Source organism: Hymenobacter monticola, assembly GCF_022811645.1.
Taxonomy (GTDB): Bacteria; Bacteroidota; Bacteroidia; order Cytophagales; family Hymenobacteraceae; genus Hymenobacter; species Hymenobacter monticola.
Map to the genome: position 1 here is coordinate 3,064,663 of NZ_CP094534.1, position 12,711 is coordinate 3,077,373.

Sequence of the window (12,711 nt, forward strand, 5' to 3'; positions counted from 1 at the left end):
TGATGCTGGCACCAAGACAACTTGGGCAGATGCCATCAGTTTATTTATAAATACAATATTTTTGAAATGACGCTAGTTTTATAAATATTTTTATTAAATAAGGTAATTTTTGGCATAGTAATATAAATTTATGCGGAAAGTGTGTTCGAGGGTTTAACTTTGTGCCACCTGTTTTGCAGGCATAATGCAATAAGCGTACTCAACAACTCATTCCGCTATGCGTAAAACCTCTATTTTCTATGGCCTGGGTGTGTGGGTTGCCAGCCTGCTGGCTTTGCCTGCCCAAGCCCAGTATCTTTTCACGGATTCCAACCTAGGGTCATACAGCCAGAACTTTGATGGACTGGCCAACACCAAGGCCATTTTTACCAGCAACTCGACCCTGACGGGCGTGTATGCCAAGTATACTCTGGACACCGGCATGTTTGCGGGTCAGGAGCTGGAATCGTCGCAGCGAAACGGCACCGCGGCGAAAATGGCCCCCGATGATGGCTCGGAAGGCTCTACTGCCGCGGGCACCGTGGATGCCGACGGCACGCCCCACGGCCCGTCGTGGTACCATTTCGGCATTGTCGGCGACCCGGACCGGGCCCTGGGGGGCATTGCCGGTACCACGCTCACCTCGGGCAAGGGCTACGTGGGCATTCGCCTGAAAAACAGCTCGACCAAAACCATCGTGAACCTCGAAATCCGCTACGCCATGGAGCAGTGGTACAATTCGAGCCAGACCCAGGCCGCCAACGTGACGGTGGACTACCAGCGCAGCGCCGCCAACGTGGCCATCAACTCGCTCATCGCGGGCACTTGGCTGCCCATTACCGACCTGGGGGTGCCGGCGCCGTCCACCTCCACCGCCATTGCCCCGCGCAACGGCAACGCCGCCACCAACCGCCGCGTGAAGCAAACCACCCTGATGGGCCTGAACCTGCTGCCCAACCAGGAAATCATGATTCGCTTCGGCTACGTGTTCAATTCGGCCACCAACGGCAACGGCCTGAGCGTGGACGACATCGTGATTACGCCGCAAACCAACATCTTTTACTCCTCGACCGACGGCAATAAAAACCTGGATGCCAAGGGCAACTGGAGCACGAATACTTCCGGCACCGGCGGCACCTCACCCGCCAACTTCACGGCTCCTAACACGACTTACTACGTGCAGGGGAACACCGGCACCGCCGACCGCATCAACGGCACGTGGGCGGTGAGCGGAGCCAACTCCAAGATTATAGTGGGCACGGCCGCTTCGCCGGCCACGCTTTATGTGAATTCCACCGACTTCATTCAGGGCACGGTGGATGTAGGCGCGGGCTCAACGCTGCAAATAAACCAGGTGAACAACAACATCAGCCTGGGCACGGTACACCCCACCAGCACCGTTGAGTACGTGAACACGGGTACTACTACCCAGAACATCAAAAGCGCGAGCTACGGCACGCTCAAACTGACGGGCGCTGGGCCTAAAACGCTGACCGGCAATGTGCTGATAAATTCTGGATTCGCCTTTAACACGCCTTCGACGGCTGCGCTGAGCCTGAACGACTACGACCTGCTGCTGCTGAAAGGCGCGACGCTGACCGGCCTGAACGGCGCCAGCACGATTTTCGTGACCAACGGCAAAGGCAGCCTGCAGCGCACGGTGACCAACGACGGGGCGGAAGTGCTGTTTCCGGTCGGTACGTCGGCCACTTCCTACACGCCGGCCCTGCTGAGCCAGACGCAGGCGCAGTCGGAAGATACCTACGGCGTGCGGGTGGCCCCGAATACTTATACCAGCTACACGGCCGCTGAAGTTGGCGTGGCGGGCACGGAAGTGGCCTCTAGGAATGTGAAAAAGACCTGGTTTGTGGACGAGGAAGTGAGCGGCAACTCCAACATTACTTTGAAACTGCAATGGAACACGGCCGACGCCACGGCCAACTTCAATAACACCCAAGCCCACATCAACCACTACACCGGCGGCGCCTGGGATAAGTACACGGCTACCGGGGGCGCCACCACGGGCAGCATCGCTGGGTCCAGCGTGGTTTCGCGGCCGGGCATCACCAGCTTTTCGCCGTTTGGCGTGTCGTCGCTGCCCAACGGTGCGCTGCCGGTTGAGCTGACTGCGTTTGCCGCCCGCCGGGCCGGTGCAGCCGTGGCCTGCACCTGGAGCACCGCCAGCGAGAAAAACAGCCGCGAATTCACGGTGGAGCGCAGCCGCGACAGCTTCACGTTCGGGCCGTTGGGCTCGGTACCAGCCGCCGGCAATAGCAGCACTGCGCGCAGCTACCAGTTTGCCGATGAGCACCCGCTGAACGGGCTGGCTTACTACCGCCTGCGTCAGACCGACCTCGACGGTACGCAGTCCTTCTCGCCGGTTGTGGCGGTCAATGGGGTTGAATCTGAGGTGGTGCCGGTGGTGGTGCCCAACCCGGGCACCGGCCACTTTGCCATCGTGAGTGGCTCCGGGCAGCGCGTGGTCGGGCCAGCTGTGGTGCGCAACGCCTTGGGTGCCGTGGTGCGGCGGGTTGCCGCTTCCGACGCTGATGATGCACAAGCCGGCACCTTTGATTTGAGCGACCAGCCAGTTGGTTTGTACCTGGTGCAGGTACAAACGGCGAACGGGGTTCGTACCCTGCGGGTGCTTAAGAACTAACTTCAGCGCTTCATTAAACCCCTAAAAAGACCCTTCTCTATACTGAGGAGGGTCTTTTTGTTTAAAGTCGAAAAACTTACTAATTAGTAAGTAAGTGTTATCTTTGTGCCGTAATGACAAGTCCAACTTCTCAAGCGGCCCTGGCGCCGGACACCCGCACGCGTATTCTCGACTTGGCCGAAGCACTGCTACTGGAGCGCGGCTTTAATGCCTTTAGCTACCAGCACCTGGCCAAGGAGCTGGGCGTGAAACCGGCCGCAATTCACTACCACTACCCCAGCAAGGACGACCTGGGCACTGCCCTGGTGACGCGCCAGCTGCGCCGCCTGCGCAAGTGGCGCGACCTGCCCCGCGTGGCCGACCTGCCGCCCGCCGCGCAGTTTGAAGCGCTGCTGGCCGTGTATGACAACCACCTGGCTCACGACCGGCGGGTGTGCCTGTTCGGCGCGCTGGCGGCCGACTTCCGCACCTTGCCGCCGCCCATGCAGGCCGAGCTGCGCACCTTCAACCGGGAGCTGACCGAGTGGCTGGCGCAGGTGCTGGCCGTGGGCCGCGCCACGGGCAGCCTGCGCTTTGTGGGCAGCCCGGCAGCCAAGGCAGCGCAGGTGCTCACCACCCTGGCCGGGGCGCTGCAGGTTGCCCGCGTGCATGACGAAACCCCGTTCCAGGTCATTGTGGCCCAGTTGCGGCTGGAGCTGCTGGCCTGAAAGGGCTGAATGATGCTGGTTTTACACCCTTTCAAAAGCTGAGTTATGACGAACACCTTCTCGCCCGCCCACGACTATTTTCCGCTTGAAGCGCCGGCCCGCAGTGCGGCTCCGCGGGTACGCTACCCGTCGCCGCCGGCGGGCCTGCGCCTGTTGCGCGGGCAGTTGAAGGTGCTCTCGCTTCTGGCGCCAGGCCTGGCTTTCCGGCGGGCCTGGGAGGTGTTTTGCACGCCGCGCCGGCTGCCGCAAAAGGATTGGGAGGCGCCCGCGTTGGCCGATGCCCGGCGCCGCACGGTGACTTACGAAACCGGTCCGGTGGCCGTGTACGAGTGGGGGAAGGCCGCGGCGCCCGCCGTGGTGCTGGTGCACGGCTGGGAGCACCGCGCTAGCTTCTGGCGGGCCTGGGTGCAGGCCCTGCTGGCGGCGGGCTACCGCGTGGTGGCCCTGGACGGGCCGGCTCACGGCGCCTCGGCTGGCAAAATGACAACGCTGACGGACTTCGGTGGGGCCGTGCAAGCAGTCGTCGATACGGTAGGGGAGGTGCGCGCCATTGTGGCCCATTCGTTCGGTGGGGCGTCGGTGGCGGGGCTGCCGGTGCGGCTGGCGGGCGGGCAGCCGCTGCCGCGTTTGGTGCTGCTGAGCACGCCCATCGGGCCGCGGGCCGTGGCCGGCCGGTTTGCCGATTTTCTGCACCTGCCCAAAACGTTCGTGGAGCAGTTTGCCCAGTATGTGCAGCAGGCCACGGGCCGCACGGCCGAGTCCTTCGGCGCGGCCGTGGCGGGCCCCACGGCCGGCACCGAGCGGGTGCTGGTGCTGCACGACGAGGATGACGAAATCATTCCCTTTGCCGAAGGCCGGCAGATTGCCGCGGCTTGGCCCGGGGCGGTGCTGCACGCCACCAAGGGGCTGGGGCACAACCGTATTTTGCGCGATGCGGCCGTGGTGCAGGCCGGCGTGGCCTTCATTGGTTAAGGACCGAAAAGGCATCTTAGCGCCGGCTGCGCCGTAAGCGGAAGTATTTCATTCACGCTTACCTGCTTTGTTTTGACCGAACCGCAAGCTTCCACGCCTCGCCGCCCATCTGCTGAAAAGGCTGTCATTGTATTGGCTGGCGCCACCGGCGACCTGGGCCTGCGCATTGCCCGACACCTGGCGCAGCGCGGGGCCACGGTGCGGGCGTTGGTGCGGCCGGGCAATGCCAGCCCGGCTGTGGCCGCCTTGCGTGAGCTGGGCGCGACAATAATAGACGCCGATTTCAACAGTGTAACGGCTTTGACCAAGGCCTGTGCCGGCGCCGACTGCGTGGTGTCGGCCCTGTCGGGGCTGCGCGAGGTGATTGTGGAAACCCAAAAGCGGCTGCTTGACGCGGCCGTGGCGGCGCAGGTGCCGCGCTTCATCCCGTCGGACTATTGCATTGACTACACCAAGCTGCCCGCCGGCAGTAACCGCAACCTCGACCTGCGCCGCGAGTTCAACCAGCGCCTCGACCAAGCCCCCATTGCGGCCACGTCGGTGCTCAACGGCATGTTCACCGACTTGCTGACCGGGCAGGCCCCGGTGGTCCTTTTTGGCTTGAAGCGCGTGGTGTACTGGGGCGATGCCGACCAGCCGCTGGACTTTACCACCATTGAGAACACCGCGGAGTTTACGGCCGCTGCGGCCCTCGACCCCGGCACGCCGCGCTACCTGCGCGTGGCCGGCGAAGTGGCCAGCATCCGCGACGTGCAGCGGGCGGCCAGCGCCGCCTCCGGCCAGCCGTTTGGGCTGCTGTGGGCCGGCAGCGTGGGGGTGCTGGGTGCCCTCAGCAAGCTCACCAAAGCCCTGATGCCCGAAAGCGACGACGTATTTCCGCCCTGGCAGGGCATGCAATACCTCCACAACATGTTCACCGGCCTGCCCAAGCTGGCCCCGCTCGACAACGCGCGCTACCCGGAAATCCGATGGACGTCGGTGCAGGATGTGCTGGCCACACGCCCGCTGGGGGAATAGTGGGCGGTTGAGCCGCTACACGCTCGTCAGTCCTTTGGCAGCCAGCTGACGCAATACCTCCCGCAATCCTTCCGCCTCGCTTATCATGCGCCCCACGTGCTGCACGTACTCCGCCTCGGCCCGCAGGTCGCGTTTGATTTGGCGTAGCTCCAGCTCCTGCTTGCGGCCCAAGCCCGTGACGAAGCCATTGGGACCGTATTTCAGCTCATTCATCTGCTGTTTTAGCTGGGTTTGCTGCTGAAGCAGGGCGCGGGTGTAGCGGGCCAGCACGTCGTCGGCTTCGGCATCGGCGGGGCCCGATTCGGCCAGCAGCTGCAGCAGCGTGCACAGGTCATCAGCCTCGTAGGCTTCGGTGATGCGCTGCATCAGGGCCGTGCGGGCGGCTTGCTTTTCGGGGTCGCGCTCCAGGTCGGGGTGGTGCTGGCGGGCGAGCTGGCGGTAGATGGTTTTGGCGTTGGATTCGAGCTGCTGCTGGTCGGCCCGGGCGGCCTGCTCGATGGCTTCCTGCTGGCGCTGGGCTTTGGTTTTGCGGCGCGCCTTGGCGGCTTGGGCAGCTTGCTCGTGCAGTGGCAGCGAAGGGTCGGGGATGAACTCAGGCGCGGCTTTGGCTTCGGCATTGCCAGCTTTTTCCTCACGGTCCTTGGGCATTTGACCACGCCCGCCCGGAGCATATTTTCGAATGATTTCGCCCTCGTCCTCTCCAAACCGGTTTTCCAGCGCCCGCGCATTGCCCAGAATCAAGTCCACAATCTGCTGCTCTTCCAAGCGGCTGAAGTAGCCCAGCAGCATCGCTTCCTCCAGCGCCGGAAACAGGTCGCGCCGGGCCGTTACCACGGCCGCGGCCGCTGGGCCCACCTGCTGCCAGTAGCGCCGCCGGGCCTCGGCCTGCTCGGCGCGCAGGTCGCGCAGCCGCTCCCGCAGGTTTTCCACGTCCAGAATGGCCTGCCGAAAAGCTTGCTGCGCCGGCGTGCCGGTGGGCTGCTCGTCGGTTCGAACGGGGACGGTAATGCGGTCGGGATGCGCGGAATCGGGGTTTTTCATCGGTGGCAAAGGTACAGCCCGTGCTTACGGCCACAGTTCAAACGCCACCCGAAAGGTGTTGCAGTGCGCGTCCACGATGTCGGCCAGCCGCTCGGAGTAGCCGCCGCCCATGCTCACGGCCACCGGCAGGCCCCGCGCCCGGCACAAGCCCAGCACCAGTTCGTCGCGCTGCCGGCTGCCGGCCGCTGTCAGCGCCAGCTTGCCCAGCTTGTCGGTCGCCAGCACATCCACGCCGGCCTGGTAGAAGATGAAATCGGGTTGCACGCGCTTCACTAGCGGGTCCAGCGTGGCGGACAACAGCTTGAGGTACTCAACATCACCGGTGCCCAACGCCAGCGCCACATCCAGGTCCGACTGCTCTTTGCGCAACGGATAGTTAGCCCCCGCGTGCATCGAAAACGTGAACACGCGCGGCTCATCCCGAAAAATGCTGGCGGTGCCGTCGCCCTGATGCACGTCCAAATCCACTATCAGAATCTGGCGGGCCAGCCCGTGCGCCAGCAGGTGCGCGGCGGCAATGGCCTGGTCGTTGAGCACGCAAAAGCCCTCGCCCCGGTCGGCAAAGGCGTGGTGCGTACCGCCCGCCAGGTTCAGCCCGACGCCATCGCGCAGGGCCCGCAAGGCCGATTGCAGCGTGCCTGCGCTGCTGCTCAGCGAGCGGCGCACCAGCTGCGGGCTTTGCGGCAAGCCCAGGTTGCGCACCTCGCGGGCCGACAGCTGTAAGTCGCGCACCTTGTGCCAGTACTCGGCGGTGTGCACCCGCAGCACGTCTTCCTCGGCGCACAGCCCCGGCTCGTAAAAATCCTCGGGCGCCGCAATGCCCTGCCACATCAGCTGCTCCCGAATCAGGGCGTACTTGGCGATGGGGAAGCGGTGGTCGGCAGGTAGGTCGAGGGTGTAGTGGTCGGAAGTGGCAAGGCAGGGCATGTAGGCGTAATACCAGAAAGCACGAGTTAGGGTTCTTATTTGTGATTAAGCGAACGAAAATATTTATTGATAAAATCTGCTTAATTCGTTTGAATTCGCAGTTTGGAAAAATATTTAACAATTTATTTGAAAATAATTTGCTTGATAAAAATTAATTATAAACCTTTGTCGCACCAAAAGCAAACAACCATGTACCGCCACACATTCCTCACCAGCAATTCGGATAAGATGCAGTCAGAACGACTGCTTCCGCTCGGTACGTTTGCCTGATTTCACCTCTCTGCTGAAACCTGACACCGCCCGAGCCCGTAAGCTCGGGTTTTTTGTTGCTAGCCGGTTATCAACCGCTTACCTCATTCCATCCATGCGCAATATCCGCCCCAGTTACCTGCCCAAACAATTCCAGCTCCGGCCCAATGGCGGCTTGTTGGATGGGTGCGGCCGTGCTTTTCTTCTTTGTTGGAAACGCTGATAACTTCGGCGTAAACTTCCGCGAAATTGAAAAGCCCGGCCCTGAAAAGCCGGGCTTTTTCGTGTAATTAATTCCCAAATAAAATCTTGTTTTTATTTGAACGGAAGAGGTGCGTATAATTCAAATAGAATTAACGAATGCTTTCTGTTTAATTAATTGCTACTCGCTAATTCATCTGCAAATCTCTGCACTTCCACCTTTCTAATTCCTTTTTTCACCGTGCGTTTCTTAGCTCCACCCCCCGCATATCGGCCCCTTGCAGCGGGCCGGCTGCTCCAGCCAGCAGCCCATTGGTTGCGCCCTGCGCGAACCCGAAAACGGCTGAAATCGGGCCGCTCACTGCGGGCGCCCACTTCTCCATATCGAAAACCTAGCTAGGCACTGTCTGCGGGCAGGCCGCCGCTTTATGGCAAACCGTAACAAACCCCTTTCGGCGGAAGCTTACCGCCGGAAACAGGCCGGTGCCGCCCTCGCGCGGCACGTCGACTGGCGCAATTGGCCCCAGTCCAAGCAAGTAGAATACATGTTTTCCTTCGGCTCGCCGCACGCACTGTACGAAGAATTGGGCGTCGATTCGGCCCTGGCGCAGCTTTATGCAGCGTGCGTGGCAGGCCGCACCGGACCGGAGCAGGGCAGCGCGCTCGGCGCCTTGCGGGCGCTGGCAACCAAACGCACCGGCCTGCTGCACCGCCCCGAACTGGCCCCAAACGTGGCCGCGCTGGCCAGCCGCTACGCCAAGCGAGTGCGCGAAGTGGCCGACTGGAAACCCAGGAGCAACAACGTGTTCCGGCAACTGGCCAGCTTGGTTCGGCACTTGTTCGACCGATACGGCAACGCGCCGGACTGGCTGATTGAGTCCTGGACGCGGCCAACGCTGGCCCAGGACGGCGTGTCCCTGCCCGATTTGACTTTGCACCTCGGGCAGGGACACTCGCTGCGCAGCTTCCCTCGGCTGCCCGTGCCCATCAGCAAACGGCTGGAGCACGGCATGCGGGAAGCGCCCGCCGGTTGCACCTTCCGCGAAGCCCTGCGCTACGCCCAGCTCGCCGCCCGCGGCGCATTGGAGTGGTGGGGCGTGGTGATGGAGTCGCGCCTGGGCCGCGCGGCTTTGGTCGATGATGGCTTCTGGCTGAGCGTGGTGGACTTTTTCGTCGCTTCGCCCATGGTCGACCCGCGCCATTTTGGCCCCGTCTGCGACTGGATTCATCAGAAGCGCAGTGTCGGCATCGGGCCCGAGCCAGCCCAGCCGGGCTTCACCCTCAAGGGCCGCAGCATGGCCTCCGTGCTGGCCCAAACCGAGCAGTGGCACAATGGCCAAGCCCGGACGCGTCGCCAATCGGGAGGCGCTAATGTGGCCAGCAGCTGGCCGGGCCTGCCGGTGGATAATTTTCTGGACGGCCCGGTGCGCATCGAACAGCTCACCACCGGCGCGCAGCTGCAGAAAGAGGGCAACGCGCAGCGCAACTGCGTGGCCACCTACCTGCAATCGTGTCTGGCGGGCCGCTGCGGCATCTTTTCGCTGACCGTGGACGGCACCCGCGGCCTGACCATCGAGGTAAACGCCCACCGCACCGTGGTGCAGGTGCGCGGCCGCTACAACCGCTGGATGACGCCGCAGGAACACGCCTGGATAATCCAGTGGCTCAGCCAGTCCCGCCTGGTGCTGTCGAAGCACGTCGGCGTGGATTGGCAGGACTAATGCGGGAAATCTCACCCCCGGCCCCTCTCCCCAGGAGAGGGGAGCCTAACGATTTGTAGCGCGGACTTTTAGTCCGCGAGCCTCTGAATTTTTAAAAGACGCATTTCACTCGCGGACTAAAAGTCCGCGCTACATCACCCACGCCGCTGTGGCTCCCCTCTCCTGGGGAGAGGGGCTGGGGGTGAGGTTCCGCCGGCTGCACCAATAGAAAAATCAACTCAAAATCCTACCACTATGCGCTTCAACTTCTTCTCTCGAAATACCGCTCCGACGGTAAACCACGAAGGCGCACCCGCCTTCACGCTCACGCCGCAGGTGGAGCTGTACGCCGCCGTGGCCACCGCCGCGCTCAGCGACCAGTTCTATGAAAAAGCCGACACCCGGCTGGCGCGTTTGCGCGAGTTGGTGGCGAAGAACGAGCCGCGGTTCGTGGCGCAGTTGGCGGTGTATGCCCGTGAGAGCCTGAACCTGCGCTCGGTGCCGCTGGTGCTGTGCGTGGAGCTGGCCCGCCTGCACCGCGGCGACAGCCTCGTGAGCCGCCTGGTGGCCCGCGTGGTGCAGCGCCCCGATGAAATCACGGAATTGCTGGCCTTCTACGCCCAAGCCAACGGCCGGAGCGGGACCAAAATCCTCAACCGCCTCTCCAAGCAGCTGCAAAAAGGCCTGGCGCTCAGCTTCAACCGTTTCGATGGCTACCAGCTGGCCAAGTACGACCGCGACGGGGCGGTGCGCCTACGCGATGCCCTCTTCCTCGTTCACCCGAATGCGAAAGATGAGGCCCAGCAAGCCCTGTTCGACCAGTTGGTGCGCGGCGAATTGCCCACGCCCTACACTTGGGAAACCGAGCTGTCGGCGGTAGGGCAGGAGACCTTCGCCACCGAGGCGGACCAGCAAACGGCCGTCCGCCAGACCTGGGAAACGCTCATTGACAGCGGCAAGCTGGGTTACATGGCCTTGCTCCGTAACCTGCGCAACATCATAGAAGCCAACGTTTCGGCTGCGGTGATTGAAAAAGTGTGCGACACGCTGGCCGACCGGTTTGCGGTGGCGCGCAGCAGGCAGTTGCCGTTCCGCTTCCTGGCCGCTTACCGTGAGGTGAAAGCCTTGCCAAGCGGCCACGTGGCCGGCGTGCTGGCGGCCCTGGAAACGGCCATTGCACACAGCGCCGTGAACCTGCGCGGTTTCGGGCACGACACCCGCGTGGTGCTGGCCTGCGACGTGTCGGGCTCGATGCAACAGCCCATTTCGGCCCGCAGCAAAGTGCTGCTCTACGACGTGGGCCTGGTGCTGAGCATGTTGCTGCAAAGCCGCTGCCAGAACGTGGTTACCGGCATGTTCGGCAACATCTGGAAGCGCATCAGCCTGCCCCGCGGCCCGGTGCTGCGCAACGTGGACGAGCTCTACCAGCGCGAAGGCGAGGTGGGCTACGCCACCAACGGCCACTTGGTGGTAGAGGAGCTGTTGTTGCGCCGAGAAGTGGTGGACAAGGTGATGATTTTCACCGACTGCCAGCTCTGGAACAGCACCGGCGACGGCGGGGTGTTCGGCCGCATCTGGGCCGACTACCGCCGCACCGTGGCGCCCCACGCCCGCCTCTACCTCTTCGACCTGGCCGGGCACGGCACCGCCCCGCTGGAAGTGCGCCCCGAAACGGGCGTGGCCCTCCTCGCCGGCTGGTCCGACAAGGTGTTCGACGTGCTGAGCGCGCTGGACAACGGCGGCTCGGCGCTGACGGAAATCGAGAAAATTGAATTGTAAATAATACGCGGAACGGCCGGGCAATAAAGCGGAACCCCCGGCCGCCTCAGAAATAAAACCGGCGCCGTAGCTGCGCCCTACTTCGTCCTGAAAACACGCTAGAAGCTTAAGTGCTTCGCTGTGCCTTGGGCACAGTACCGTGGGTGCCGCGACAGTTGCCCGGTTTTAGCTGCCTCCGGTTGGGTGCCGTAGGCAGGCGCTACTTCGTGGTAAAGTTCTCGGTTGAAATACGTTTCATCTCGCGGGTTCGAATCCCGTTTCCGCTTCGGGCGGAAGACGAAAACATTGCGCCTGTCGCTTGTTGCCCCAACCTTTTTAGCTGCTGAAAAGCAGGTTAATAAACCCCGGGAATAATATTCTTCAACAATAAAGCGGCCGTTATTCCCGGGCCGCTGCCCACTAAGCTCTACCCTTTTGCCATGACGCCTAATACCATCAACCGCGACGTTCGCACCCGCATTGCCCTCAGCACGCTGGCCGCGCTGGAGCAGGGCGGCTACCAAACCGCCGCCGGCCAGCCGGTTTCCCTGGCGGCCAGCCAGAAAGCCGCCGAAACCGGCAGCCGCCTCTACCGCCCCGCCGATGCCGAAAGTCTCCTAAAGGAGTTCGACCAGCCCGGTGGCGCCCCGGCTGCAGTGCGCGTGTACCACGCCACCACGCTGGAGGCGGCGGCCGCTTTGGTAGCTGATGGCGGCCGGATGGGCTGCCTGAACTTCGCCTCGGCGCGCAACCCGGGCGGCGGTTTCCTGGGCGGCAGCCAGGCGCAGGAGGAAAGCCTGGCGCGGTCGTCAGGCCTGTACCCGTGCCTGCTGCAGTTCCGGGAGATGTACTCGTACAACGCCCGGCCCGACAGCACGGCCCTCTACAGCGACTACTTCAGCTATGCGCCGGGCGTGCCGGTGTTTCGCGGCGAAGCAGGGGAGTGGCTGCCCGAGCCGTTTCTATTGGACATCATCACGGCGCCGGCCGTGAACGCCGGGGCGCTGCAACGCAACAACCCGGAACTGCTGCCCGAACTGGTGCCCACCATGCGCCGGCGTACTCGCCTGGTGCTGGCCGCGGCCGCCCGCCACGGCATCGACCACCTGATTCTCGGGGCCTGGGGCTGCGGCGTGTTTGGCAACGACCCGGCCCAGATTGCCGAGCTGTTTGCCGAAGTGCTGGCCGAGCCCAACATCCGGGGCCGGTTCCGCCGGCTCGATTTTGCGGTGTTCGACCCGAAGCCGCCGCAAGCCACGCTGCAAACCTTCGAACGCATACTAAAACCACTTTTCTAACCGTTTAACCCTTAATTCTACTTGCCGACATGAGGAAGACGGCTGCCCACTTGGGGCAGTCGCCGACCGGGACGGCGCCACTGCGTGTGCCGTCCCAACCCGGCAGAATCCGCATGGTTCGGGTGCCGTAGGCGGGCGTTACTTCGCTTGGTGAAAGAAGGGCCCTTCGGGACCTTTCTCGGGTTCGATTCCCCCTCCGTAGC

At 62.9% G+C, this 12,711-nt stretch carries 9 protein-coding genes; 7 read left to right on the forward strand and 2 right to left on the reverse strand.

The window, feature by feature from the left end:
• The first annotated feature begins 217 nt into the window (after nucleotides 1-217).
• The 4 genes from MTP16_RS12845 to MTP16_RS12860 all read left to right on the forward strand — a co-directional run bounded on the left by MTP16_RS12845 (nucleotide 218) and on the right by MTP16_RS12860 (nucleotide 5,334).
• Nucleotides 218-2,638 (forward strand): T9SS type A sorting domain-containing protein, encoded by a 2,421-nt coding sequence (locus MTP16_RS12845; protein ID WP_243509169.1) that lies wholly within the window; start codon nucleotides 218-220, stop codon nucleotides 2,636-2,638.
• 113 nt (nucleotides 2,639-2,751) lie between these two features.
• The gene (locus MTP16_RS12850) at nucleotides 2,752-3,345 is read left to right on the forward strand and encodes a TetR/AcrR family transcriptional regulator (protein ID WP_243509171.1); all 594 of its coding nucleotides are present in this window, start codon (nucleotides 2,752-2,754) and stop codon (nucleotides 3,343-3,345) included.
• 45 nt (nucleotides 3,346-3,390) lie between these two features.
• Complete coding sequence (locus MTP16_RS12855) at nucleotides 3,391-4,317, forward strand: alpha/beta fold hydrolase (protein WP_243509174.1); 927 nt, start codon at nucleotides 3,391-3,393, stop codon at nucleotides 4,315-4,317.
• Nucleotides 4,318-4,389: 72 nt separating this feature from the next.
• A complete protein-coding gene (locus MTP16_RS12860; RefSeq protein ID WP_243509177.1) occupies nucleotides 4,390-5,334 on the forward strand; it encodes an NmrA family NAD(P)-binding protein in 945 nt (314 codons plus the stop codon).
• A gap of 15 nt (nucleotides 5,335-5,349) precedes the next feature.
• Here the strand turns inward: MTP16_RS12860 and MTP16_RS12865 are convergent, their stop codons facing one another.
• Both MTP16_RS12865 and MTP16_RS12870 read right to left on the reverse strand, forming a co-directional pair.
• Complete coding sequence (locus tag MTP16_RS12865) at nucleotides 5,350-6,375, reverse strand: J domain-containing protein (protein ID WP_243509180.1); 1,026 nt, start codon at nucleotides 6,373-6,375, stop codon at nucleotides 5,350-5,352.
• Between the two features lie 24 nt (nucleotides 6,376-6,399).
• On the reverse strand, nucleotides 6,400-7,302 hold the full coding sequence (locus MTP16_RS12870; protein ID WP_243509182.1) for a histone deacetylase family protein: 903 nt from the start codon (nucleotides 7,300-7,302) through the stop codon (nucleotides 6,400-6,402).
• Nucleotides 7,303-8,297: 995 nt separating this feature from the next.
• Here MTP16_RS12870 and MTP16_RS12875 point away from each other — a divergent pair.
• The 3 genes from MTP16_RS12875 (at nucleotide 8,298) to MTP16_RS12885 (ending at nucleotide 12,508) form a co-directional block, all read left to right on the forward strand.
• Nucleotides 8,298-9,473: a PcfJ domain-containing protein gene (locus MTP16_RS12875; RefSeq protein ID WP_243509185.1), complete on the forward strand. Its 1,176-nt coding sequence runs from the start codon at nucleotides 8,298-8,300 to the stop codon at nucleotides 9,471-9,473.
• Between the two features lie 234 nt (nucleotides 9,474-9,707).
• Complete coding sequence (locus MTP16_RS12880) at nucleotides 9,708-11,231, forward strand: TROVE domain-containing protein (RefSeq protein WP_243509187.1); 1,524 nt, start codon at nucleotides 9,708-9,710, stop codon at nucleotides 11,229-11,231.
• A gap of 419 nt (nucleotides 11,232-11,650) precedes the next feature.
• The gene (locus MTP16_RS12885) at nucleotides 11,651-12,508 is read left to right on the forward strand and encodes a TIGR02452 family protein (RefSeq protein ID WP_243509190.1); all 858 of its coding nucleotides are present in this window, start codon (nucleotides 11,651-11,653) and stop codon (nucleotides 12,506-12,508) included.
• The last annotated feature ends 203 nt before the right edge of the window (nucleotides 12,509-12,711 follow it).